This is a genomic window from Brevibacillus dissolubilis (genome assembly GCF_006170445.1).
Taxonomy (GTDB): Bacteria; Bacillota; Bacilli; order Brevibacillales; family Brevibacillaceae; genus Brevibacillus_B; species Brevibacillus_B dissolubilis.
In genome coordinates this window covers 1-23602 of record NZ_VCNA01000003.1, presented here as the reverse complement: position 1 = coordinate 23602, position 23602 = coordinate 1, and the positions used below count along the sequence as shown (strand labels likewise).

At 48.1% G+C, this 23602-nt stretch carries 24 protein-coding genes and 6 tRNA genes; 26 read left to right on the top strand and 4 right to left on the bottom strand.

Going from position 1 to position 23602, the window contains the following annotated elements:
* Positions 1-50 precede the first annotated feature (50 nt).
* Complete coding sequence (leuD, locus tag FGI41_RS06115) at positions 51-644, bottom strand: 3-isopropylmalate dehydratase small subunit (RefSeq protein ID WP_139489086.1); 594 nt, start codon at positions 642-644, stop codon at positions 51-53.
* A gap of 64 nt (positions 645-708) precedes the next feature.
* Positions 709-2133 (bottom strand): 3-isopropylmalate dehydratase large subunit, encoded by a 1425-nt coding sequence (gene leuC, locus FGI41_RS06110; RefSeq protein WP_139489647.1) that lies wholly within the window; start codon positions 2131-2133, stop codon positions 709-711.
* A 135-nt stretch (positions 2134-2268) separates the two neighbouring features.
* Here leuC and FGI41_RS06105 point away from each other — a divergent pair, with 135 nt between their 5' ends.
* The 8 genes from FGI41_RS06105 (at position 2269) to FGI41_RS06070 (ending at position 9369) form a co-directional block, all read left to right on the top strand.
* The gene (locus tag FGI41_RS06105; protein WP_139489085.1) at positions 2269-3159 is read left to right on the top strand and encodes a LysR family transcriptional regulator; all 891 of its coding nucleotides are present in this window, start codon (positions 2269-2271) and stop codon (positions 3157-3159) included.
* Positions 3160-3260: 101 nt separating this feature from the next.
* Complete coding sequence (locus tag FGI41_RS06100; RefSeq protein ID WP_139489084.1) at positions 3261-3701, top strand: peroxiredoxin; 441 nt, start codon at positions 3261-3263, stop codon at positions 3699-3701.
* A 46-nt stretch (positions 3702-3747) separates the two neighbouring features.
* Positions 3748-4095: a thioredoxin family protein gene (locus FGI41_RS06095; RefSeq protein ID WP_139489083.1), complete on the top strand. Its 348-nt coding sequence runs from the start codon at positions 3748-3750 to the stop codon at positions 4093-4095.
* Between the two features lie 227 nt (positions 4096-4322).
* The gene (locus FGI41_RS06090; RefSeq protein ID WP_176560150.1) at positions 4323-4946 is read left to right on the top strand and encodes a TetR/AcrR family transcriptional regulator; all 624 of its coding nucleotides are present in this window, start codon (positions 4323-4325) and stop codon (positions 4944-4946) included.
* A 255-nt stretch (positions 4947-5201) separates the two neighbouring features.
* On the top strand, positions 5202-6383 hold the full coding sequence (locus FGI41_RS06085; RefSeq protein ID WP_139489081.1) for an HlyD family secretion protein: 1182 nt from the start codon (positions 5202-5204) through the stop codon (positions 6381-6383).
* Positions 6367-7581, top strand: coding sequence for an ABC transporter permease (locus FGI41_RS06080; protein WP_139489080.1), 1215 nt, complete (start codon positions 6367-6369; stop codon positions 7579-7581). The genes FGI41_RS06085 and FGI41_RS06080 overlap by 17 nt, the downstream gene beginning before the upstream one ends.
* 139 nt (positions 7582-7720) lie before the next feature.
* A complete protein-coding gene (blaOXA, locus tag FGI41_RS06075) occupies positions 7721-8605 on the top strand; it encodes a class D beta-lactamase (protein WP_255298349.1) in 885 nt (294 codons plus the stop codon).
* Between the two features lie 365 nt (positions 8606-8970).
* Complete coding sequence (locus FGI41_RS06070; RefSeq protein WP_139489079.1) at positions 8971-9369, top strand: cupin domain-containing protein; 399 nt, start codon at positions 8971-8973, stop codon at positions 9367-9369.
* A gap of 217 nt (positions 9370-9586) precedes the next feature.
* Here the strand turns inward: FGI41_RS06070 and FGI41_RS06060 are convergent, their stop codons facing one another.
* Positions 9587-10135 (bottom strand): TetR/AcrR family transcriptional regulator, encoded by a 549-nt coding sequence (locus tag FGI41_RS06060; RefSeq protein ID WP_139489078.1) that lies wholly within the window; start codon positions 10133-10135, stop codon positions 9587-9589.
* 403 nt (positions 10136-10538) lie between these two features.
* On the opposite strand from FGI41_RS06060, the gene FGI41_RS06055 reads away from it, so the two are divergent.
* From FGI41_RS06055 to FGI41_RS06025, 7 genes are all read left to right on the top strand, one after another.
* Positions 10539-11684 carry an MFS transporter gene (locus tag FGI41_RS06055; protein WP_139489643.1) on the top strand — a complete coding sequence of 382 codons (1146 nt, stop codon included), beginning with the start codon at positions 10539-10541 and terminating at the stop codon, positions 11682-11684.
* 26 nt (positions 11685-11710) lie between these two features.
* The gene (locus FGI41_RS06050) at positions 11711-12139 is read left to right on the top strand and encodes a hypothetical protein (protein ID WP_139489077.1); all 429 of its coding nucleotides are present in this window, start codon (positions 11711-11713) and stop codon (positions 12137-12139) included.
* A gap of 48 nt (positions 12140-12187) precedes the next feature.
* Positions 12188-12919, top strand: coding sequence for a hypothetical protein (locus FGI41_RS06045; protein ID WP_139489076.1), 732 nt, complete (start codon positions 12188-12190; stop codon positions 12917-12919).
* A gap of 27 nt (positions 12920-12946) precedes the next feature.
* Positions 12947-13303 (top strand): hypothetical protein, encoded by a 357-nt coding sequence (locus FGI41_RS06040; RefSeq protein WP_139489075.1) that lies wholly within the window; start codon positions 12947-12949, stop codon positions 13301-13303.
* Positions 13304-13573: 270 nt separating this feature from the next.
* Positions 13574-14521, top strand: coding sequence for a GNAT family N-acetyltransferase (locus FGI41_RS06035; RefSeq protein WP_139489074.1), 948 nt, complete (start codon positions 13574-13576; stop codon positions 14519-14521).
* Positions 14522-14922: 401 nt separating this feature from the next.
* A complete protein-coding gene (locus tag FGI41_RS06030) occupies positions 14923-15732 on the top strand; it encodes a helix-turn-helix domain-containing protein (RefSeq protein WP_139489073.1) in 810 nt (269 codons plus the stop codon).
* Positions 15729-16100: a TfoX/Sxy family protein gene (locus tag FGI41_RS06025; protein WP_139489072.1), complete on the top strand. Its 372-nt coding sequence runs from the start codon at positions 15729-15731 to the stop codon at positions 16098-16100. Before FGI41_RS06030 ends, FGI41_RS06025 begins: the two co-directional genes overlap by 4 nt.
* 395 nt (positions 16101-16495) lie before the next feature.
* Here the strand turns inward: FGI41_RS06025 and FGI41_RS06020 are convergent, their stop codons facing one another.
* Positions 16496-16786 carry a hypothetical protein gene (locus tag FGI41_RS06020; protein WP_139489071.1) on the bottom strand — a complete coding sequence of 97 codons (291 nt, stop codon included), beginning with the start codon at positions 16784-16786 and terminating at the stop codon, positions 16496-16498.
* Positions 16787-17386: 600 nt separating this feature from the next.
* Between FGI41_RS06020 and FGI41_RS24780 the strand changes: the two genes are divergently transcribed.
* The 11 genes from FGI41_RS24780 (at position 17387) to FGI41_RS05965 (ending at position 23555) form a co-directional block, all read left to right on the top strand.
* Positions 17387-17947, top strand: coding sequence for a hypothetical protein (locus FGI41_RS24780; RefSeq protein WP_176560149.1), 561 nt, complete (start codon positions 17387-17389; stop codon positions 17945-17947).
* A gap of 236 nt (positions 17948-18183) precedes the next feature.
* Positions 18184-19290, top strand: coding sequence for a threonine aldolase family protein (locus FGI41_RS06010; protein ID WP_139489070.1), 1107 nt, complete (start codon positions 18184-18186; stop codon positions 19288-19290).
* 235 nt (positions 19291-19525) lie between these two features.
* Entirely contained in the window at positions 19526-20155 is a 630-nt protein-coding gene (locus tag FGI41_RS06005; RefSeq protein WP_139489069.1) for a hypothetical protein, read from the top strand.
* A 24-nt stretch (positions 20156-20179) separates the two neighbouring features.
* Complete coding sequence (locus tag FGI41_RS06000; RefSeq protein ID WP_139489068.1) at positions 20180-21250, top strand: hypothetical protein; 1071 nt, start codon at positions 20180-20182, stop codon at positions 21248-21250.
* A gap of 279 nt (positions 21251-21529) precedes the next feature.
* Complete coding sequence (locus FGI41_RS05995) at positions 21530-22174, top strand: pectate lyase (protein ID WP_438358009.1); 645 nt, start codon at positions 21530-21532, stop codon at positions 22172-22174.
* A gap of 778 nt (positions 22175-22952) precedes the next feature.
* Positions 22953-23029 (top strand) — tRNA-Glu (locus tag FGI41_RS05990).
* Between the two features lie 5 nt (positions 23030-23034).
* Positions 23035-23110: transfer RNA gene (locus FGI41_RS05985), tRNA-Val, on the top strand.
* Positions 23111-23120: 10 nt separating this feature from the next.
* Positions 23121-23194 (top strand) — tRNA-Met (locus FGI41_RS05980).
* Positions 23195-23301: 107 nt separating this feature from the next.
* A tRNA-Asp gene (locus FGI41_RS05975) sits at positions 23302-23378 on the top strand.
* Between the two features lie 5 nt (positions 23379-23383).
* Positions 23384-23456 (top strand) — tRNA-Phe (locus tag FGI41_RS05970).
* 23 nt (positions 23457-23479) lie between these two features.
* A tRNA-Thr gene (locus FGI41_RS05965) sits at positions 23480-23555 on the top strand.
* Positions 23556-23602: the final 47 nt, after the last annotated feature.

The window sequence follows — 23602 nt, the reverse complement described above, 5'->3', positions numbered from 1 at the left end:
TTCACCACGGCACATGTGGAGGAAAGGGGGTTAACATATGGGACGAAAACTTACACAAGTCCTCGTTTCGCCTCGTAAGCTGCAATCTGATCCTCATGCTGCAGGGTCAGACCGATATCATCCAAGCCATTGAGCAGGAAGAAGCGGCGGTAGTCATCTACTTCGAATGGATACTCCAAGCCATGGTCGTCTTTGACCACTTTTTTCTCCAGATCAACGGTCAGCTGATAGTTTTCATACTCAGCAGCACGTTTGAACAGTTCATCTACCTGCTCATCTGAGAGGACGACTGGCAACACACCGTTCTTGAAGCAGTTATTATAGAAGATATCTGCAAAAGAAGTGGCAATGATGGCGCGGAAGCCGTAGTCAAGCAATGCCCAAGGTGCATGCTCACGGGAGGAGCCGCAGCCGAAGTTGGAGCGGGCGAGCAGTACGGTGGAATCCTTGTAACGCGGTTGATTCAGAACGAAGGACTCAATCGGTTGGCCTTCTGGAGTGAATCTCCATTCGTAGAAAAGGAATTGTCCGAAGCCGGAACGCTCAATTCGTTTCAAAAATTGTTTTGGGATGATCGCATCTGTATCGATATTGACCCGGTCGACCGGGGCGGCTGTACCTGTATGAACGGTAAATGGTTGCATGCTGAACCCTCCTTAATCGCTGGTTACAAATCTCTGATTCCCTGTCAGTGGTTGGGAGCGTGAGTTAGTTGGAGACCGGTGCGGACTCACGGAGCCATTCGCGGACATCGACGAAGTGTCCGGCAATTGCAGCGGCTACGGCCATCTCTGGACTGACGAGGTGTGTACGACTGTCACGACCTTGGCGACCCTCGAAGTTACGGTTGGAAGTGGATGCGCAACGCTCACCCGGTGCCAGTACGTCAGGATTCATCGCGAGGCACATGGAGCAGCCGGATTCACGCCACTCAAAGCCTGCTTCCACGAAGATTTTGTCTAAGCCTTCTTGTTCGGCAGCCAGTTTGACCGCTTGGGAACCTGGTACGACCATCGCGTGGACGGTAGGGGAGACACGGCGTCCTTGTGCTACTTTTGCCGCTTTGCGCAGGTCTTCGAGACGGCCGTTGGTACAGGAACCGATGAAGACGCGGTCGATTTTGATATCTTTCATTGGAGTGCCTGCTTCAAGACCCATGTAGGCAAGTGCGTCACGGGTTGCTTTTTGCTGGTCAGCAGTGGAGAAGCTCTCTGGATGCGGTACACATCCGTTGATACCGGTACCCATGCCAGGGCTGGTTCCCCATGTTACTTGTGGTTCTACTTCGCTTGCATCGAGCTCGACACGGTGGTCATAGGTAGCACCCTCGTCGGTTACAAGTTGGGACCAAGCTTCTACAGCGGCGAGGAAATCTTCGCCTTGTGGTGCGTAGCGGCGGTCTTTGAGATATTGGAACGTCGTCTCATCTGGAGCGATCAGGCCGGCACGGGCGCCTGCTTCGATCGACATGTTACAGACGGTCATACGCTCTTCCATGGTCAGTTGACGGATCGCATCGCCGGTGTATTCGATGACATAGCCGGTAGCGAAGTCTGTTCCGAATTTTGCGATAATCGCTAAGATAATGTCTTTGGCAGATGTGCCGGATGGCAGGTCGCCTTTGATATGAACTTCGAGCGTTTTTGGTTTTTGCTGCTGCAGGCATTGGGTAGCGAGGACGTGTTCTACCTCAGAGGTCCCGATCCCGAACGCAAGCGCACCGAATGCTCCGTGTGTAGAGGTATGGCTGTCACCGCAGACGATGGTTTTGCCTGGATGAGTCAGACCCAGTTCAGGCCCGATGACGTGGACGATTCCCTGGTCAGGGCTGTTGAGGTCAGCAAGCGGAATCCCGAATTCGGCGCAGTTCTGCGTCAGGGTCTCCATCTGTTGACGGGAGATCGGGTCAGCGACATTGAAGCGGTCAGCGGTTGGTACGTTATGGTCCATCGTGGCAAAAGTCAACTCAGGGCGGCGAACCTTGCGTCCTGCGAGGCGAAGACCTTCGAATGCCTGTGGCGAGGTCACCTCATGTACCAGATGTAAGTCGATATAAAGAAGGCTTGGTTTGCCTGCTTCTTCGTGGATTACATGTGCATCCCAAATTTTTTCAAACAAAGTACGTGGTTTCATCATCATATGCACCCTCCCAAGCGAATTATGGCTACGATTGAAACTCTTGTGTTTAGTTTACCTGTAGAATGCTTGATAGGTCAAAGATATAATAGTAATCAACACGATAGGTAATACCTATAAGGAGGTCGTACCATGGAGCTACGCCAAATCCGCTATGTTCTGGCGGTGGCCGAAGAACGCAGTTTTTCCCGTGCAGCCGCCAGACTCCACCTCGCCCAGCCATCGCTTAGCCAGCAGATCGCCAAGCTGGAAAAAGAGTGGGGGGTGCCGCTGTTTCACCGCTTGGGACAAAAAGTAGAGCTGACCGATGCAGGCGAACGCTTCGCCCAGCAGGCGCAAATTCTGATTGATCAGGCCGAGGCGCTGGAGCGGGAGATGCGGGCTTATGCCAGCGGGGACTCGGGGCGCTTGTTGGTAGGCAGCCTGCCAATCACAGGTGCGTATGTCCTGCCGCATGTGATTCCTGAGTTCTCCAAGCAGTTTCCCCATGTGGAATTGCAGCTGGTGGAGGATACATCAAGCAGTCTGGAGCAGATGCTGGTGCGCGGCAAGCTGGATGTGAGTCTGTTGACGATGCCCATCGAGGAGCCGAGCTTGGAGATTCAGCCTGCTTTTCAGGAGGAGATTTATCTGGCTTTGCCGCCGGATCATCCGCTCTCTGACCGTGACGAGATCGACTTGGCGGAATTGTCCCAGCAGCCGTTTATCCTGTTAAAAGAAGGGCAGGGCTTCCGTCAGATCTCGCTGATGCTGTGTGAACAGGCAGGTTTTACACCGCGCATCGTATTTGAGAGCAGCAACATCCAGACCGTACAGTCCCTGGTGGCGGCGGGAATGGGCATTTCATTTGCGCCGAACATGATTACCCGTGCGCCGTGGACGAGCGTCAAGCCAGCCTATGTACCACTTACGACCAAACCGTACCGTACACTGGTCGTGGCGTATCATAAGGATAGGCACCTCTCCAAGCCGGCGCGTGCATTCGTCGAGGTCATCCAACAGGTGGGCGAGCCGAGGGAGTAGACGAGGAGGAAGTACTTTTTGCCCGATACCAACTCCCACAAAACGTCTCTTTTGCTTTACAATGGTAATGAGATAGAGACAGAAAAAGGGAGGTTTCCATAATGCTATCCATCAATGATCCGGCCCCGTTATTCACAGCCGAAAGCACACAGGGCACGATTGATCTGCGTGACTACCGGGGGAAAAAGAACGTCGTACTGATTTTCTACCCCGCCGACGAGACACCTACCTGCACCAAGCAGCTGTGTGCGGCACAGGATGCGTTTGCCGACTATGACAAGTACGATACCGTGGTCTTCGCCGTCAATCCGGCTGACCTGGATACCCATCACAAATTCGCGGACCGCTTCGGCTATGAGTTCCCGCTGATCACCGATGCGGGCGGGCGGATTCGTCAAGCCTATGGCGTGGGGAAGATCTTGGGACTCTTTGCCCAGCAGCGGATCGTCTATGTAATCGACAAGGCAGGCAAGATCATTTTTGCGCAAAAAGGAAATCCGCCGACAGAAGTGTTGGTCGATGTGGTGAAAAACGCGCGGTGAGCGTACAATAGGGGTAAGTAACTTACAAGTAAAGGAATGATACATAATGAAAGAAATCAAAACCCAAGCCGAATTCGACGCAGCGATTGCGTCTGAAAAGCCTGTTGTGGTCAAATTCTACACGACCTGGTGCCCGGACTGCCACCGTATCGACCCGTTCATGCCGGAGCTTGAAGAGGCGTACAAGGATAAGCTCGACATGATCTCGCTTGACCGTGACAATTTCCCAGACCTGTCCCAAGAGCTCAACATCATGGGGATTCCAAGCTTTGTCGCCTTCCAGAACGGCAAGGAAACCGTGCGTTTTGTAAGCAAGCTGGCGAAGAGCCGTCAAGAGATTGAGCAGTATCTGGACCGCGTCGTGCAGGTAGGCGAGGCATTGAATCAGGGGTAATTCGTAGAACATCTCAGTTCAAAAGGTGAAATGAGCACCTCCTGCTATCATCGGCAACAGCCCTAGGGGTATCCGATGATAGCGGGGGGTGTATTTTTTTGTGTCCGATAAAGGTTGGGTAGGGTCATTGGTAATGAACGATCTGTTGATTAGTCACCTCTGTGTCTACTATAATGATTCTCAAACCAAACAAAAGCACACATCATCTGACAGAAAGGTGTGACGACATGTCAGAGCATACAGTAGACCCGAGAATCCTCCGTACCCGCAAAATGCTGAAGGATGCCCTCTCCCAGCTGATCGAAGAAAAAGGCTTCGACGCGATCACGGTCAAAGACTTGACGTCAAAAGCGGGACTCAATAGAGGTACCTTTTATCTCAACTATACAGACAAATACGATTTGCTGGAAAAATGCGAGGAGGAGGCGATCTCTGAGTTACGGAAGTTCATCAGGGTCGTGAACCCCTTGGACATTATCCAGTATGTAAACCGAAATGAAGCCTATCCCCCGCTCGTCAAGGTGTTCGAATACTTATATGAGCACTCCGTTTTTTTCAGAGCCGTCTTGGGTCCCAAGGGCGATCCGGCTTTTCAGAAGAAATTAAAGAAATTCATGGAAGTCAATTTCTATGAAAAGCTCGTTAAGATGCAGCTGCAGGACAAAGAAAGTTCCGTTCCCTATGATTATGTCATCGCCTACATCACCTCGGCCCATTTGGGGATTATTCTGTATTGGTTTGAGAGCGGGATGAAGTATACACCCAACGAGCTTGCGATGATGCTGGTAAACTTGTCTTATAACGGACCGACTGGATTGTTGTTTCAACTGAAAAAGATTGATCACCTGTGAAGGGCTGCGGAGGTAGTCCTTTTTTCATGCATGGACGGGTAATTTTTCGATAAGGGTAGCCCCGTATCAAACATGATCGACACAACCGTATCCACCTGTTGATTTATCAACAGATCGCATCAACATTGATCATTGCTTGGATGAGCTGTGACCCTATATGATTACAAATGAACACGAAGTTGATTAGTGGGCACGTAGTTGAGTAACTTGTCCGACGAGTGTTACACCCTTTTTCAAAAAGGAGAGAGACAGGCTATGAAAAAAAGAATCATTCCGCTGCTTCTCGTAATCGCGGCGCTTGGTACAGGTGGGACACTGATGGTGATGCAAGGCAAGGATGCGGTCACGATGGCGGCCGTGGAGAAAAGCAGTATCCTGACGGCAGATACGGTCAACGTGTCCTTCCAAGGGGTGGGGGGAAAGGTGACTGCGATTCACGTCACAGAGGAGCAGCAGGTCAAAAAGGGTGACATCCTCATGACGCTGGACCCCACCGACCTCGACCTGCAAATCGCCAAGCTCAAGACCGATATCTTGCAGCAGGACGTCAAGATCAGGCAGACCAAGGACGCTGTACAGATCGGGCTAAGCAAAGTGGCTACCCAGGAGCAGCAGGCCCAGCTGGGGGTACTGGCCGCGCAGACAGCGGAAAGTCTGGTCAACCAAGGAGTGCGTACCGAAGACTTAGAACGTCAGAAGCTCGCTGTAGAAGCCTCCCGGCAGGCACTGGAATTGACACAGACGACATATGACCGCACCAAGGCGCTTTTTGACAGCGGTGCAGTCTCACAAGCCAGTCTGGACACTGTGACCAACCAGCTGGAAGCCGCCAAAAACGGACTGTCCCAGCAACAAGCTCTCCTTCACAAAATGCAGGCCGGAGCGACCGCACAAGAGCGGCAACAAGCCCAGATCCAAACGGAAAAAGCCAAAACAACCATGACCCAAACCACCCAAGCCCGACAAGATGTCGAGAACAGTGCCTACAACGTCGAGCTGCTCCAAAAGCAAAAGGATTCGATGCAGGTGCAACTGCAGACACTGGAGGTGCAAAAACAGCGTCTGGTACTAAAAGCCCCATCCGATGGCAAAGTGACCCGCATCATGCCAAAGGTCGGGGAGAACGCAGCGGTGGGGGCACCCGTCGTCATGCTGGAGTCCAACCAGCTCTACTACAACATTTATATAGAAGAAACGCAGATCGGGAAGGTCAAGCCTAAGCAAAGCGTCTCTGGACACGTCGTCGCCCTGAACAAGGAGATCGGAGGGAAGGTTCGCTACATATCCGCAGCACCTCAATACGCCACGATGAAGATGAGCCGGGAGAAGGGGCAGGCCGATGTCAGCGCGTTCCTGGTACGCATTGATGTAGAACGCACCCCAGAGCTTCTGCCGGGCATGACAGTGGAGGTGAAGATGGATGAGACCGCTGATTGACGAGTGGAGACACATTACCAACGGCAAATTTATTCCGCTGATCCTGTTTGTCCCCTTGGTGATTGCTGCGTTGTTTGGTTACATTTTTCAAAATAGTACGGTGCAAGAAGCGCCCTTGGCTATCATTGATCTGGATCATAGTGCGTACAGCAAACAACTGATCACCAAGCTAGAAGCGTCACCGTATATCGATGTTCTTGATATATATGACACCTACATGGAAGCCGACCCGCTCCTGTACGATGAGTCCTATTCCGGTGTGCTTTACCTGCCGAATGGGCTGGAGGCGGCGTATCTGCAAGGAAAGCCGACCAATCTCGGACTCTATCTCGACATGACGCTGACCGCCAGTGCGGGAAGTATACGGACGGGCTTGGCCGAAGTGGTCGGTGTGGAGAATGCAGTGAAAGTCATGGGTGCTCCTGCTCTCACGCTGGAACAGCGCACCTTGTACAACCCGACCAGCGATACGATGATGAGCTCGGTCATGATGTTTGTGAATGTGATTCTGCTTGCATTGCTTGGAGTGAATACGATATCCATCGTCCCACGTCTGAGAGAAGAAGGCCGCTTGCAGGAGGAGCTTCGGCGTCCACTCGGCTTGGTATCACGGCTACTTCCGTACGCCTTAGTCAGCTCGGTCTCGCTGTATCTGGTGATAGGTGTCATGAAGCAGGTGGGCGGTCTTCGCTTTGAAGCGGACTACGTGCAGGTCTTCATCCCGTTTTTCTTATATACATGCTGCACCAGTCTATTGGCGATGCTGATTGGCTGGACGGCTCCCGTCGCGGCTCAAGCAGGGGGCAGAATCATCGCGCTGATGATGCCGTCCTTCTTGCTTAGCGGAGGCCAAGTGCCGGCTGCCTTGCTGCCAGAGCTTTTGCAGTGGGTCAACAAGGCGATTCCGTTGTCCCTGCATTTCAAGGTTCTGCGGGGTATGGGTTATAAAGGCGGGGATCTGGGCTACTTTATTCCGGAAATGGGCGAGTATCTGATCATAATCAGCGTGTGTCTGGCGGGGATATTTTTGCTGATCATAAAGGAGAAGAAGAACCAGCGGAAAGTGTCTGCCGAGTTTGCCGAATCTGTGGAATCTATGGGCCCTGCTGACCCTGCGGAAGCGGATGCTCCCCAGCGAGTGGCACGGGAGGTACGGGAAGAGAGTGGAGAGGTAGTAGGCAGAGGTCTTTTCCACTGAATATTTTGGCAATAGCTGTTATCCATTTGTTATGGTTTTGTTAGTTGTCCGTTATGCTCCTATTATCGAATCACCCATCTTCTGCCTGTATATTTGGTAAGGGCAACAACCTTAACGAGTAGAGGAGATGGGAAAAGATATGAGAAAAAATAAAAAAGCATTTTGTCTCGCCTTAACATTAGCAATGTTCGCAACTGGCTGGGCCGCCACATCTGTGACCGCGTCCAACACGAATACGCCTGCAAAGTCCAATCCACTGTCCGCACTGGCTAGCACGGGTACCGAGAGTCAGGGCCATGGACAGGTTCACGTCAAGAAGTTAGACGTGGCCAAGTATTTTCCGAAGCAGGAGGGAACCTTCGTCATCCGTGACCTGCGAACTGACGAGACCTACATCTATAACCAAGCGAGAGCCATCACCCGGCAAGCACCGGAATCTACGTTTAAAATCCCTAACTCGTTAATCGGGCTGCAGGTGGGTGCTGTCCGCGATGAGTACCAAGTCAAGCAATGGGACGGCGTGCAGAGGTGGCTTCCGATCTGGAATGAGGATCACTCGCTCGCCTCTGGCATGAGATATTCGGTCGTCTGGTTCTATCAGGCGATGGCGCGTGACATCGGCGAAGCACGCATGCAGGAATGGCTGGACAAAATCAACTACGGCAATGAGGATATCTCCGGCGGGATCGACCGATTCTGGCTGAACAGCAGCTTGAAGATTTCCCCGTTGGAAGAGGTGGATTTTCTGGAGAAGCTGGTGGAAGAGACACTGCCGTTCGACAAACCGGTGATGAAGACGGTGAAGCGAATGATGATTCAAGACGAGCAGGATACGTACACACTCTATGGCAAAACAGGAACGAGAGAGACGCCGCCAGTCGGCTGGTATGTGGGTTTTGTGGAGAATGAGCGGGGGACGTACGTGTTTGCGACGAATGTAGATGGAGAAGGAACGGCATCGTCTGCGAAGGCGAAGGAGATTACGCTAGGTATTTTGAAGGAAAATCATATTATTCAAGAGTAGTCGTTTTGAAAGGGAAGGACGGAAAGGAAGCAACCGCCGGGGCGTTTTCATAAGCCATGGCGGTTGTTTTTTTATTGCTTCCTGAGATTGAAGTATTCTCCTGTCGACTTTAGATAATATATATCACCAAACCTTGTAAGATAATGATCAATTTTCATCAATCTGTGCATTAATGCACGAATCGAGGTGTTTTAGTAATTGAAGACTGTGTGGCTTTTTTTATAATAATACACAGGTGTAACAGAATACATCGCTGTGAATTTCATGTGGTTACATTCCTAGTGCCATGATTTGACTAAAGAAATGAAATGATGATTCGGCCAACTGTTCAAGTAGGGTAAAAAATAAAGAAAGTAGGAATGAAAATGAAAAATGAACAATTGAAAAATAGCACGATCTTCCCCTTGGGACAAAAAGTAGAACAATACTTTAGCGGTGATGCATACTTACAGATGGTCTTTACCGATCCAACACCACTCAACACATCCATCGGGAATGTAACCTTTGCACCTGGAGCCCGCAATAATTGGCACTCTCATCAGGCTGGGCAGGTTTTGTTAGTTACTGGCGGTGAAGGTTGGTATCAAGAAGAAGGGAAACCGGCCCTATCACTCAAAACGGGTGATGTGGTAAATATACCACCCGGTGTAAAACATTGGCACGGTGCTACTAAAGACAGTTGGTTTGTACACCTAGCGCTTACACCAGGACCAACAGACTGGCTAGAGCCCGTGACCGACGAAGAGTATCTCAATCTCAAGTAAATCTACGATGGTTAACACAAAGAGGGGGCGTTGTAATTCCGAAGTGTGTTCGAAAAGAAAGAATCGCTGAGAACTTCCCTTACGAAAATGAGCCTGTTCTTTTCACATAACGGTCCAAACGCCATAAAAAAGCCGGTATTTCCTGCTCTAAGGAATACCGGCTTGTGTATTATTTTCGAAGTGGGCGTAACGATTGGAGGGAGGTCGGCTGTTTTAACTATAGACTTCTCTCTAACAAAGCTCCAACTTGTTTGGCCATGACTTGCGGAGGATGCGGCATCCCATTCCGAATCCACCACTCAATTACCCCTACATAGGCGTTCCCAGCATATTGCAGCATAACATCTTCACTTAAATTAGTATTCCTGTCGGTTTCTCTGTCAATCTCACCTTTGAATCCTTCCATAAAAGAAGCAAAAAGCCGAGTTCTGAAGGATGACGGGGTCCCTTTACTTGCTAACATTGTCGAAAAAAATAAATGATGTTCCGCAAAATATTCAAAATAGGGTACAAGAGCATCTGTCCAATCCATCTCACATGCCCACTTATCCATTTCCCCTAATTCGTTAATGTGTGTTTCTATGAGTTTATCCAATAAATCATATTTGTCCTGATAATGTAGATAAATGGTTCCGCGGTTTACGTTTGCCCGGTCCGCAATATCCTGAATGGTAATCTCATCGAAGTTTTTTTCCGTCATCAGTTCAATAACCGCTTTTTTCAAGGATTCTTGCGTTTTAAGAATCCTCCGATCCACTTTTGCCATCGTAAACCCACCAACTTTCGTAAATAATGAACAGTTTTGATTACTGTGTTGATATATCAACATTTTGCGATAGATTAACCATTGATTGTACTCTGCTTAATCATATAATAATAGACAAGTGTTTATTAAACAATATGTTTTGTTTATTCGCTTCGCGTTGTATTTGTTCGTGTTGCTGAGAAAAGCACGAAATATGATCGGAATGGGGAAGATCGCCGAATGTATTTTGGTTCAAATACGATTCATCCTTGCAACATATGATGGGGCACGCCAACACGGTGTGCCTCTTTCTATAGTGAAAGCTCTGCTCCAATCTATGATGAATAGCCGAGAAAGGGAGGATTGAAATGTCAGAGAATATAACAGTTGCGCTTGTCATCGGTGGGAAGATGGGGGGTGCATGATGAAAGTTGAACGAAATAACTTGCTTGTACTAATATTGACGACGGGAGTCTTCGGCATTTTAAATACGGAAATGGGTGTCATCGGTATCTTGCCGTTAATTGCCGATCACTTTCATGTCAGTATATCCAGCGCAGGGTTGGTCGTAAGTCTTTTTGCACTGGCTGTTGCCATATCTGGTCCAACTATGCCTATATGGTTTTCGCGCATGAATCGTAAGACGACCATGTTGCTTGTACTCGGCGTTTTCATTTTGGGTAACGTTGTCTCCGCACTCACATCCAACTTTACAATATTATTAATTGCGCGTGTGATCCCAGCTATTTTCCACCCGATTTATGTGTCATTGGCTTTTACGGTAGCGGCTGCATCGGTTAGTAAGGAAGAATCCCCCAAAGCGGTTTCCAACATATTCATTGGGGTATCTGCCGGGATGGTGCTTGGTGTGCCCGTCACTAGCTTCATTGCTACAGCAACCTCCCTGAGCATGGCGATGTTATTCTTCGCTATTGTGAATGCTGTCGTATTCATAGCCACACTCCTCTATGTACCATCAATGCCTGTTCGTGAAAAACTTTCTTATGGGGCACAGGTAAGCGTACTAAAAAAATCAATGACCTGGCTATCCATTACCGCTGTCATTTTTATGAACGGAGCCGTATTCGGTGTGTATAGTTACCTTGCGGAGTATCTTGAAACGATTACGAAAATGACGGGGAACTCCATTAGTTTCATGCTATTTCTATACGGTGCGGCCAATATTATTGGAAATATTCTCGCAGGGACACTGCTTACAACACAGGCGTTAAAAACTGTAGCGATTTTTCCTTTTGCGTTAGGAGCCGTTTACATCATCTTGTTTTTGATGGGACATCTGAGCGTTCCAATGGCCTTGATTGTATTGCTCTGGGGAATCTTGGCTGGTATAGGGGCCAATATCAACCAATACTGGATTACATCCGCAGCTCCAGAGGCTCCTGAGTTTGCTAATGGCTTATTTTTAACATCGGCAAACTTAGGAACAACAGTTGGTGCCACTGTATGCGGATTATTTATATCAGGAATTGGCACATCATACGTTGTTTTTGGAGGATTTCTATTTTTGATAGCAAGTTCTGTATCCATTTTTCTGAGGAAGGGTTTATGACTTATGATCTGACAAGGGGGATATACGTGCTTGAATTGCATGAAACGGAAAGGTACCTGAAGCAAATGATTTCAAAATACCAAGACCCAACGATTCTGAATGTCTGGAACGAATTTAAGTTATTTACGAAGATGGACGTAAATTGTACGGAACCAGCCGTGCTTTTTGAGTGCGGTGTTTATTCTTTTACAGGAAAGAAACTGTTTCATTTTGATTTTGTGCGGCAGTTCTACAAGGTAGAGGAAAACGATGAACCGATTATTGAGCAATTGCGTTGCCAGTTTCTTTTTGCTCCATCCGAGGAATTGAAGCAGTATTCGATTACGTTTTGGTCTTATGATCTGGATCATGATTTGGATACATTTTTTGCCCGGGTTGAGGAATTACAGGTGTTCCAAGATGTCATTCAGAATTACGTGCCTGTACAACTAGAGGTGTATCAAAATCAGGTGTAGATCGATATGAGGCGACAACCAAATAGAAGGTGAGATGGAGGGACTCAGTTGAGTATGAAAATAAAGGCTGCGATAAAGCGTCTGGCATCGCCAGTTTTCAAGGAATATCGCTTTTCTTTTGAGGAAAGGAAGTCACCATCGGATTTGTGGACTTTTTGCCGCTTGAATGGTGAGATTATGGAGTACATCGAGTTTGACAAGAGTAATTATGCTAACGCGATAAGGGTAAATTTGCGTACATCTGAATATTATAAAGGGGTTGCTGGTTCTCGGTTGGCTGATAGCGTAGAAGAATGGTGGGAGTACCAAGATCAAGAATCGCTTGAGGATATTATCCGTAAGCTGATCGATCTGGTTGTTCAAAAGGGGATGCCCTGGTTTGAGTGTGTGGCGAAGCCCCGGCCACTGGCATCGGAAGAATTGAAAAGAAGGTTATATGATGAAAAAGATATGTTATCCGAAGAGTTTGCATCCATGTATGCATTAGAATTCAACGATCCGTTAGCTCTACAAAAGCTTCAAGCGATATTACTATCAAGGAAACAGGAGATGGAGGAGGTAGACTGGGTACTGATACTAGGAGCAGCAGCATATTACGGTGAGTATATTCGGAGAAATCTGGGAGCTATTTGGTTTTGGAAAGAAGAGACATCTGTTGCCATCCTGAGAGAGATTGGTGAACGACTGTCACATAATCCAATGGCTGCAATCGAACTCTTTTGGTGGGATTCGTACAATACTGTGGCGGGTTATTATCGGTTTCTTGAGGACTCCGTTTAGGTTGAGTGAGAGGGGAGGGAAAGTTTAATGATCAGTCTATTTTTTTGTGGCAGATCTAAGCAAGCTTCAGAGGAGTTAACCGGAGACACTGGTGTCTTTTATAAAGAGGCATTGGAAGTAATAGACATTCTAGAAGATGCGATTTCTCATACAGATCGATTTTTTGATGAAGAGCGTGCAATATTAAATATGTTTAGTGATAAGGAGTACGGTAAAGAAGAGAACAAGCTACAAATTCGAATTATTGAGGTTAAGATCGATTATTTTGCAACTGTGGACGTAAGAAACCCAGAAAATCCGAAGAATCCAGATCAAGTTAAAAAACTTCTTAAAGAATTGGATTCAATTCGGAGTGAGTTGGAAGAGAAGTTTAAACAGAGATGACTTGTTGACGAAATAGACAAACACACGTATCAGAATCCAATGGTAGCAATCAAACACTTTTGATGGATTCGCGCGACACGGTGGAGGGCTATTATCGATCCCCTGAGGCTTCCGTTTAGATGTAGCGAATGGAAAACACAAGCATGGGTCTGTACAACCTGATTGGCTGGCTTTTTGACTGGAAGCGTCGTTAAGCTAACAGACAGTAATCCGCAATGGTGTATAATTTAACCAAACGTAATTGATTACCAGTTAAGGAGATTACCTTATATGACGAAAACGACCTTCCGCATCCGCCGCCCCTTATTGGATGACGCCCAAGCTGTTTGCGATCTTGTAGCCACCTGCGATACCGAAGACCTCGGAGCACCTGACATCGTTCTCGACGACGTCCTAGACATGTGGTCCCGCTTCGATCTCGAGAACAATGTTTGGATCGTTGAAGACACGGACTCCGCATTAATCGGTTACGCCTTCCTTGAGGAGGACAGTGAAGAGAAGCTGTTCAGCTACGGATGCGTGCTACCCACCGCTCGCGGCCGAGGTGTGGGCTCGGCGCTCGTCGCGGCGCTTGAAGCGCGCGCTGTGGCACTTCAGAATGAATCTGGCGTCTCGAAGCGCCTACAAAGCATGATCCCGACGTTATGCGAAGATGCCGTCCGACTGTTTGAGGCTCAAGGATTCGCCCCGGTCCGTTACTTCAAGCGAATGGGAATTCGATTGGATGACGAACCGGGCGCGGTCATCCTACCGGAGGGCTTCACAATCGAGCCGTTCGTGAAGGGGCGCGACGAACAAGCCGTCTATGAAGCCTATGTAGAATCGTTCGCCGATCACTGGGATTTCGCGGTGCCTTCCTTCGAGAAATGGGTCGAAAAGACGAAGCTGCCTACCTTCGACGAACGATGGTGGATGATAGCAAGGGATTCGAAAGGTGCCGTTGCAGGTTTTGCCCTCTGCCGCATGCGCGAGGACCTGCTCTTTATCGAGCAGCTTGGCGTACGCCAGCCGTTCCGTGGGCGTGGTCTTGCGCTTACGTTGCTGCAGTGTGTGTTCGAGGCATCCCATCGCGCGGGTCAGGCGCTTGTCTCGCTAGGCGTCGATGCTGCCAATCCTTCGGGTGCCTACCGCCTCTATGAGAAGGCCGGCATGAAGCCCGATCACGAAATCAGCATCTATGAAAAATCTTTCACTTTCCAGTTGAATGAAACCAGTTAAAATAAACAAGCCAGACAGTGCCCAGTACACGCGGGTGCCACTTTTTGTTTTCGCCTTGTGACAATTGGTGCGAATTTTGGTACGAACGATATATCTGGTTGATTCGATACTTGAATAGCGGTAGATACATCGGTTCATTCATAAATTTGTTTATGGGATTATGTTGAAATTGGTAACAATGGTTTTATAGGAAAATAGAGAGTTTGAATAGGAAGCAGCCGCCTAGTATTTTTAGAAGCTATGGCGGTTGTTTGTTTGTCTGAAGATTTGCTAAGGAGGACGGGGTGTTCTATTCCGTATGAGTTGACGGATGATGAACCTGACGATTGGTATTGTTTATTGAAACTTGTGTATATGCACCCATCATGTTACCATAAGGTAACATGATGGGTGGTGAGAGAATGAACAATGAGCTTACTCTTCTTTTCAAGGCGCTGAGCCATCCGATTCGCAGAGAGATTTTGGACTTGCTGAAGCAAGCCTCGCAGACAACGGGACAACTGGCGGAACGTTTTCCGGATCTGTCCCGATATGCGGTCATGAAGCATCTGAGCTTATTGGAAAAGGCGAATCTAGTGCTTGTGCGCAGAGAGGGGAAATACAGGGTCAATTTTCTAAACGCAGTCCCGTTACAGGAGCTTTACGACAGATGGGTAGGTCAATACGAATCGAAACTGGCAGGCTCTTTGGTCATGCTACGGGACAACCTCCATCAAGCACATAGTGAAAAAGGAGAGTCGAATCACATGGAACAAGCAAGCCCCGGCAAGGAAAGCACGACATTTCGAATCGAGCAGGAGATTGTGATTCAAGCCCCTCGGGAGAAGGTTTTCGAGGCATTGACTCAAGATGTTCAGTCATGGTGGCAGTATCGACTCGCTCCTGCTGGTGTGAAGAGCACGCTCCAATTAAAGCCCGAGCTTGGAGGGACGTTTATCGAGACATGGGGAGACCATCAAGGAGCTCTTTGGGGAACCGTGTATTACATTCATGCCCCGGTAGAAATTCGCCTGCAAGGCCATCTGGGTATGAAAGGCGCCGTGAACAGCTCGTATATTTATCAGTTAGAGGAGAAGGGTGACGCCACGGTTCTGAAGCTGTCTCACACGGCATCCGGATATATCGAAGACGGCTGGAAAGAAAGTCACGAACATGGATGGCAGGAGTTATTAGGGAAGTTTCTTAAAGATTATGTGGAGCAAGGCCAATGAGCATGAATCGTCCGAGCGAAGAATCCAAAGCTTTTTTCAAGTCGATTATTCCCATTGATCCCAGAATCAATCTGAAGCCAATGTTCGGCAACTTAGCCAGCTTTATTAATGGAAACATGTTTGCTGGTTTATACGGCGATCAAGTATTTGTCCGTCTTCCCGAAGCCGAACGGCAACGATTGATAGAGGAGGAGGGGGCCACACAGTTTGCCCCGATGCAAGGAAGACCGATGAAAGAGTATGTAACGGTTCCGGAGAAGTGGCGTCAAGATCCGGAGAGGGTTTCCTCATTGGTGCAACAGTCCTTGGCTTGGGCAGAAACTCTGCCAATGAAAGAGCCATCCAAGAAAAAGAAGCCTAAGGTGTAGTCGCCTCTCACGAAAAAGTACACAGAAATGTCTTCAGTCTGACACGTAACAGAACTTACTTTCTGTTACGTGTTTTGCTTTTATGGGGAAAAGTACTCCGCGTCAGGTCAACATCGAGCGAGACTTTACATCCTGAAGAGGTAGGTGGCGGTAAACCTTTTTGATCAGTCTGGAGGAAGGTGATCATAACCATTCGTTTGCCCAAAAAGGTTGGCTCGCTGTTTTAATGGATGTTCAAAAATACCGTCCCACCTATCTAAAAGGGCTGGGGTGGTGGAGACACAGGAAACGAACCAGCTGGCCGTGTTCCATTTTCCCTTCTACAAAACAAAAGAAGGGCGTTTCCGCCCCTCCAAAATCGCAATGTTTCTATAGTTTGTTTCCATCATGTATCCTTAGCAGCACACGATATCTCTGTCCCCTTGTATCCCCTCTGCAGGTAAATCCCATTTTGCATGAAGGCAGTTTGTTCCGTTTGGATACTTATTAATAGATACGACGAGATCAAGCTTATCAAATCCGTTTATCGTGGGATTGATTTTCAAAGGCTGGTCAACTGTAACCTGATGTTGAAGTACAGTCACTCCGATAACCGAAAGCCCTACAACAGCTGTTAAATTTTGAGGGTCAAAGTTATAATTTAATTCAAGCTCATTTCCGAATAAACTAATAGTCCCCTGATTCATTGCTTTTCCTCCATTCACCATGTGAACATTTTGAATTTATCTACATGAAACGAGGTGAAGATTGGTACTCTTTCAATACTTCACCAAACGGATACAATTATATCTATTAGAGTAGTCATATGACTACTGACCCAAGTCATTATTTTTCTATGGAAAGTCAATTACCACAGGGGTGAGGCAAGAATGATATGCGTTCGAAGACTCTTAGGAGAGAAATCATGCTGGGGATGAGATAAATAACGCTATCCAGAGCTATAAATATGCGATCGATCCGAACATATTGAATCAATTAAATAACGCAAGTCGAATAGCTGGTGAGGTAGCAAGATCATTAAACCAATTACCGAACAGTCTCCGAGTAGATGTTATAAACAATGGTACAAGACCCCGCACGCTGTAGAGGATATGCTGAGAGTAGTTTCGTAGGACTTAACTAGTATGTGTCCAAGATATTGACTAATATCCAATTATTAACTTATAATAATAAGATAAAGTGTTAATAAATGTAAGTTCTACTGAATTTGCTTTGACTGGCCAGTCTACACTTTATAACAAACTTTGCATCTGAATTGAAAGACTATTCGAAAAGAGGTTATTATTATGAAAAAATTCTCATTAATTTTACTTGCGATATCCTTGTTCCAGATTTCCATTGTCTCAGCAGCATCTGCAAAGAGTATGCTCTATGCTGGTGAAACACTCGAAAAAGGTCAAGTGTTAACTTCGTCTAATGGTATCTATTCCCTCATCTGGCAGACCGATAATAATCTAGTACTTTATAAGAATTACAATGGTTCCACAACGTCTCTCTGGTCTTCAAACACTGTTGGTTATTATGTTGAAACTCCTAAAGGCGGTGATGGAAGTTATTATGGTTATGACAGACATTATCCCGATTATGTAGGTTTCGGCATAATGAAAAGTATTTATTCCTCACAAACTTGGCCACAAGCTCTTGGTTTAATAGAAAGGAGTACAGGCATGGTGGTATACAGATTTGCTCCCGAAAATTGGACTAAAGCCAATTACGCAAGTGGTAGCGTGCCATCTGACCTCACTGGCGACGTTCTGAATGTTCAAGATGACGGTAATGTAGTTGTTTATAACACAAAACATGGTAATTGGTATCCTGTCTGGGCTACAAACACAGCCGGACGTTAAGATTATTATTAGGAGCTGTCTAAGAAGTCCCTAAAAAAGTAAAGAAGCTAGGGAAAAGCATTTCGTTTTTCCTTAGCTTCTTTTTTGTACCTACTGGTAAAATTACCGAACCAACCCTGTTAGCTTCGAGAAGGAAACAGACAGCATCAGCTAGAAGGCATTACCCAATGAATCCCTGTGAACCAAAGACCTAATCATCCTGCCACAGCAGTACACAGAGAGGAGCCACACCCACAATGACCCCAACCAACCTCCTATTAGAAGCCTTCAACTGTACCACCTACCCCCTGGGAGGACACGGCAAGCGCAATATCCACGTCCTCAAACAAGTCTTAGGCCAACTCGACGACAGTCTTGAGAGCGATAACTACGGCACCGGCCCAGTCATCGAGGACTTCCAACAAAAAATCGCCAACATCCTCGGTAAAGAATCCGCCGTCTTCTTCCCAAGCGGCACCATGGCCCAGCAGATTGCCCTACGAATCTGGTGTGACCAAAAAGGCGTAAAAAAAGTAGCCTACCACCCGCTGAGCCATCTGGAAATCCATGAAGAAGACGGACTGAAGGAGCTGCACGGCATCGAGCCGATCCTGTTGGCTGATAAGTCCAGAGTGATTCACCTCGAAGATGTCCTGAACATGCCAGAAGACGTCGCGTGCCTCCTGCTGGAGCTGCCACAGCGCGAGATCGGCGGTCAGCTGCCTGAGTATGACGAGCTGGTTGCGATCTCCACCTACTGCCGCGAAAAGGGGATCAAGCTCCAACTCGACGGTGCCCGCCTGTTTGAAGTGCTGCCTTATTACCAAAAGACAGCGGCCGAAATCTGTGAGCTGTTCGACAGTGTATACGTCTCCTTTTACAAAGGGATCGGTGGCATCGCCGGGGCGATCCTGGCGGGGGATGAAGCCTTCACCAAGGAATCGAAGGTATGGAAAAGACGCCACGGCGGGGATTTAATCAGCCTTTATCCATATATCCTCAGTGCGGATTATTATTTCGACCAGCGGATGAATCACTTCGCCAAATACTATGAAGAGGCCAAAGAGCTGGCCGGATTGTACAACCAGTGCCACGGTGTCACGACAAGACCGGTTGTACCTGTATCCAACATGTTTCATGTCCACTATCCGTTGCCGAAGGCGCAGCTGGAGCCGATCCTCGTGTCTATCTATGAAGAAACAGGGATCGGGCTGACTCACTACCTCAGAGAAGTCGATGAGACCTCCTGCTACTATGAGGTAAGCATCGGTGACCGCTATGCCGGGGTACCGAAAGCACAGTTGAAACAAGCGTTTGACTTGCTGAATGCAAAAATGAAAGAAGCGCAGTTGGCAGGCAAATAAACCAACAGGCAAATAAACAAGCAGGCAAATCAGTAAAGGCAAGCCAGCCTGTAAAACCATACCAAAAAGCTCTGATGCAGCGTTGAGTTGCACCAGAGCTTTTTTTACATTTTGACGGACGAGTAGCGGTTGGGTAAAAAAGAACAGGGTTAACCTGTAAAGTTCATAGAAACCATTACCTGTGTGAATTATAATAATAACGATTATATAACTATTCATCTCGGAGGGTTCAGACATGGCAACAGCCGGAAATCCAATTCTCGAAGCAGACGTAAGCACGTACCCTGAATATCAAGGCAAAACCATTACGCCTTATATCTTGGGCCAAGTGGCGCTGAACCAAAAAAACAGACTGATTAATGGTGTGGACCTGGAAGATTATGCAACCTCTTCCCTTGTTTCACTGAGTGCAAATAACGGGAACATGACGGCAACGTTGATCATGATCTATAACGCGACCGGCGAGGATCTGACCTTTGTCGACTCTCATGATTGGTCTGGTCATCTTGGTCAATCTCCATTTGACTCGATTATCCAGAATGGTCAGTGGTCTTATTTCCTGCATACTCATGTCAGCGGGACTTGGTGCGGTTCTGTCGGATGTTGCGTCTATCGCGGGACAGAGAAGGACTTTTTCATGGGCTGGAGTGACCCATATGGCGGTTCTGCATCCAGTGACGGAACTTATGTAGAGGCCAGAGAACATGGTCATTGGGTCAATGCTGCGAGTTGGGATTATATGTACAACCTGGTCAACAATGCGACCGCTTCAAGCTCTGATGAACAAGCCCCTTACAAAATTGTAGCTACCATCGGTACAGGTGCTACTCCAATCTGCAAATTCATCATCCAGCGTACGAAGTAAAGAGAAGGGGAAACGGAGCCGTTTATGGACGATCAAACCCAAACCAGTCAGGTCATAACCAACAGCCAAGCCGTCACGATCACCAAAGCGCTTTACGGTGCCGAGACATCGGTGATCCGCAACACGGAGTACAGTACCCCCGTGGCCAAAGAGCGGGACATGCTGGACAGCCAGACCGCCTACCAGAATGCGATGAACCTGTTGACAGCCGAACAGAACGATAAACCATATACGACAGACCAGACCCGTGAAAAAGTGCGGGAGCTCGCATGGGAAGTGGCCCGCTCCAGTCTGCATCACGGGATTCAAAACATCAAAAACATGAAACTGCGGGCCCAATACTTCCAAAACGTCACCGATACCGTGAACGATTTGAGGGGCCAAATCAACCAAGCCAGCCTGACAGACTTAGAAGATCTGGCAAGACAGGCGATGAGGACCCGTGATATCCAGATGGATCTGTACCGTGCACAGCTTTCCCGCACGGCCAGCGGATTTAAAGACTGGATGCAGGGCAAGACCTTGATCGACCTGCAGCGGATCTATACACAGAAGCGTTTTCCGGGTCAGACGGACTTTGCCGCGCTGAATGAAGAAGAAAAAATGCTGGTGTATGGAGATATCATCGAGGCATCTGGGCGCTCCACTGCCTTTACCACGCTGTTCTCCGATTCCACCCGATATCTGTCAAAGGGTGGCCCGTTCATCCTGTTGACCATCGGGATCACGTTGTGGCAGATCACCGACGATGCGCATCCGGTGACGACCATTATCGAAAATGGGTTAAATGTAGTTGCAACCATCGAGGGCGAGGCAGCAGGCCAAGCCATCGGTGCCAGTATCGGGGCAATGGTCGGCGGCCCGATCGGCATCTTAGTCGGCGGGGTACTCGGAGGAATCATCGGCGGTTTTGTCGGTGGCTGGGCATCTGATCATCTGTTTGACGCCATGGTTGGCGGATTCAGCGGAGATGCGACAGGCCCTGTGAACCAGCCTTTGTTTGTCACGCCGTTTAAATACCAGTTCAAACTGCCGGATAACTTCACTTTGACCCAATCTCTTTTGTCACAGATGAACAAGCTCAACGGAGCATAGGCGGACAAGCGATACAAAAAAGCACCTCTTAAGGGGGTGCTTTTTGTATTGTCTAAAAAGGCTATTGCACGACGTTCCTTCCGACTGTTTTGAATCTCTTTTCCATAAAATCCAAAACGAAAATAGTAAAATTGTTAATTAATTGAAATAAATGGTTCGTGATATGATCTGTTCAGAGCAAAAACAGAGGTGCACATCTGTTTTGAGATCTACACTAGAATACATACATGGAAAGGATGATCGTAAATGATGAAAAAAATCGGAACGGCTGCTCTGCTCATGGGGCTGGTTGCGGCGGCATCTGTATCCCAATCCGATCCTGTACAGGCGGCTGTAACCGTTGTCAATACTACAATCCCAGTCCCAGCCGGTACCGTCTACGATGGCAAAGGGCAGACATTCGTAGCGAACCCAACGACTTTGGGCGACGGCAGCCAGGCTGAAGGCCAAAAACCAATTTTCCGCTTAGAAGCAGGAGCCACCCTGACCAATGTGATCATCGGCGCACCAGGTGCTGACGGTGTCCACTGCTACGGTAACTGCACGATCACCAATGTAACCTGGCAGGATGTGGGCGAGGACGCGCTGACACTCAAATCCTCCGGTACAGTCAACATCACTGGCGGCGGTGCCTTCAAGGCGTATGATAAAGTGTTCCAGCTCAATGCAGCGGGTACGATCAACATCAAGAATTTTAAAGCCAATGATATCGGTAAGTTGGTTCGTCAACTGGGCGGTACCACCTTTAAAACGGTGATGACCGTCGACAGCAGTGACATCTCCAATGTGAAAGATTCCATCCTTCGCACCGACAGCACGATCAGCACAGGCCGCATCACCAATACCCGCTACTCCAATGTACCAACCCTGTTCAAAGGCTTCGCAGCAGGCAACACAAGCGAATCCGGCAATACGAAATACTAGATAAACCACAGACTTTTTGGCAATCCACTTGATCTGGGGCTTGACCACGCCAAGCAGCTCTAAAGAGGGCGTGTAGATGAAAGCTCTGATGTGAGTCCCGCATCAGAGCTTTTTTACTTACGGGAAGTGAAAAAGAGCAGGAGGTCCGTTCAATAGGCACAACCTGCTCTTATGCGTGTAGGAAAATCGATCTGTCAGTCTTCGGCGTGGGTTTCCCTGCCTTAGATTAAAACAGGCTGCTGTTGCTCTCGGCCGGTAATATGAACCGCTGGAGGTATAGCCATCATGTCTACACCTTTGCCCTGCAACAGACCGATCCCTTGGTGATACGCATTGATGATGACGCGTTGGTGTCTGGCGATGATATCTTCCTCCTATGTATGCTCGATATTGGCTAAAACCTGCATTATGATGTGCGATTCGTGCAGGACTTATTCGACTACGTAACAGAATAGGATGCGAAGAACACAGGGGCGATCAGACCTTTTCCAAAAAATATACTTGCTAAACAGATTTCAAATATGCTAAATTATAAATCCGCCCCAAGAGATGAGCACGAGATCGGGGCTGATAGACAAAAAGATTCGATTTGGAAAAAAATACGTGTTGATTGTGACTGTAGAGATGTGCTAGAGTATGTACTTGTGAGAACGATGTTAAGAAAAACACACGTTCAAGTAACACGATCTGGAATGCATAATCGATAAACGAATTTCCAAAAACTTCGTGTTGATTATCACCTCAGAGATGTGATAGAGTAAGAGTCCTGAGAGAACATGGCCCGTTGGTGAAGCGGTTTAACACAGCAGCCTTTCACGCTGTCATTCAGGGGTTCGAATCCCCTACGGGTCACCATATATGGAGGCTTAGCTCAGCTGGGAGAGCATCTGCCTTACAAGCAGAGGGTCGGCGGTTCGATCCCGTCAGCCTCCACCACTCATATTGACGCGGGATGGAGCAGCTCGGTAGCTCGTCGGGCTCATAACCCGAAGGTCGCAGGTTCAAATCCTGCTCCCGCAACTTTAATGCTCATCTGAACTACGTCGAATATTCTTCTCCGTTCAGATGAAATCCGGAGTCCCCGTAGGGGGCAACTTAACGATGTTCGCACTAACTATCTTTAACATGGAGCTGTGGTGAAGTTGGAGTTCACGCCGGTCTGTCACACCGGAGGTCGCGGGTTCGAGTCCCGTCAGCTCCGCCATGTTTGGCTCGGTAGCTCAGTCGGTAGAGCAGAGGACTGAAAATCCTCGTGTCGGCGGTTCGATTCCGTCCCGAGCCACCTTATTTATCAAAAAAGAATATGCCGGTGTAGCTCAATTGGTAGAGCACCTGACTTGTAATCAGGGGGTTGTGGGTTCAAGTCCTATCGCCGGCACCATTTTTACCAACATAGTGGGGAGATAGCGAAGTGGCTAAACGCGGCAG

Excerpts from the sequence above, each read along its gene's own strand:
- leuD (WP_139489086.1), bottom strand. The coding sequence starts at position 644 with ATGCAACCATTTACCGTTCATACAGGTACAGCCGCCCCGGTCGACCGG.
- leuC (WP_139489647.1), bottom strand. The coding sequence starts at position 2,133 with ATGAAACCACGTACTTTGTTTGAAAAAATTTGGGATGCACATGTAATC.
- FGI41_RS06105 (WP_139489085.1), top strand. The coding sequence starts at position 2,269 with ATGGAGCTACGCCAAATCCGCTATGTTCTGGCGGTGGCCGAAGAACGC.
- FGI41_RS06100 (WP_139489084.1), top strand. The coding sequence starts at position 3,261 with ATGCTATCCATCAATGATCCGGCCCCGTTATTCACAGCCGAAAGCACA.
- FGI41_RS06095 (WP_139489083.1), top strand. The coding sequence starts at position 3,748 with ATGAAAGAAATCAAAACCCAAGCCGAATTCGACGCAGCGATTGCGTCT.
- FGI41_RS06090 (WP_176560150.1), top strand. The coding sequence starts at position 4,323 with ATGTCAGAGCATACAGTAGACCCGAGAATCCTCCGTACCCGCAAAATG.
- FGI41_RS06085 (WP_139489081.1), top strand. The coding sequence starts at position 5,202 with ATGAAAAAAAGAATCATTCCGCTGCTTCTCGTAATCGCGGCGCTTGGT.
- FGI41_RS06080 (WP_139489080.1), top strand. The coding sequence starts at position 6,367 with ATGAGACCGCTGATTGACGAGTGGAGACACATTACCAACGGCAAATTT.
- blaOXA (WP_255298349.1), top strand. The coding sequence starts at position 7,721 with ATGAGAAAAAATAAAAAAGCATTTTGTCTCGCCTTAACATTAGCAATG.
- FGI41_RS06070 (WP_139489079.1), top strand. The coding sequence starts at position 8,971 with ATGAAAAATGAACAATTGAAAAATAGCACGATCTTCCCCTTGGGACAA.
- FGI41_RS06060 (WP_139489078.1), bottom strand. The coding sequence starts at position 10,135 with ATGGCAAAAGTGGATCGGAGGATTCTTAAAACGCAAGAATCCTTGAAA.
- FGI41_RS06055 (WP_139489643.1), top strand. The coding sequence starts at position 10,539 with ATGAAAGTTGAACGAAATAACTTGCTTGTACTAATATTGACGACGGGA.
- FGI41_RS06040 (WP_139489075.1), top strand. The coding sequence starts at position 12,947 with ATGATCAGTCTATTTTTTTGTGGCAGATCTAAGCAAGCTTCAGAGGAG.
- FGI41_RS06035 (WP_139489074.1), top strand. The coding sequence starts at position 13,574 with ATGACGAAAACGACCTTCCGCATCCGCCGCCCCTTATTGGATGACGCC.
- FGI41_RS06030 (WP_139489073.1), top strand. The coding sequence starts at position 14,923 with ATGAACAATGAGCTTACTCTTCTTTTCAAGGCGCTGAGCCATCCGATT.
- FGI41_RS06025 (WP_139489072.1), top strand. The coding sequence starts at position 15,729 with ATGAGCATGAATCGTCCGAGCGAAGAATCCAAAGCTTTTTTCAAGTCG.
- FGI41_RS06020 (WP_139489071.1), bottom strand. The coding sequence starts at position 16,786 with ATGAATCAGGGGACTATTAGTTTATTCGGAAATGAGCTTGAATTAAAT.
- FGI41_RS24780 (WP_176560149.1), top strand. The coding sequence starts at position 17,387 with ATGAAAAAATTCTCATTAATTTTACTTGCGATATCCTTGTTCCAGATT.
- FGI41_RS06010 (WP_139489070.1), top strand. The coding sequence starts at position 18,184 with ATGACCCCAACCAACCTCCTATTAGAAGCCTTCAACTGTACCACCTAC.
- FGI41_RS06005 (WP_139489069.1), top strand. The coding sequence starts at position 19,526 with ATGGCAACAGCCGGAAATCCAATTCTCGAAGCAGACGTAAGCACGTAC.
- FGI41_RS06000 (WP_139489068.1), top strand. The coding sequence starts at position 20,180 with ATGGACGATCAAACCCAAACCAGTCAGGTCATAACCAACAGCCAAGCC.
- FGI41_RS05995 (WP_438358009.1), top strand. The coding sequence starts at position 21,530 with ATGGGGCTGGTTGCGGCGGCATCTGTATCCCAATCCGATCCTGTACAG.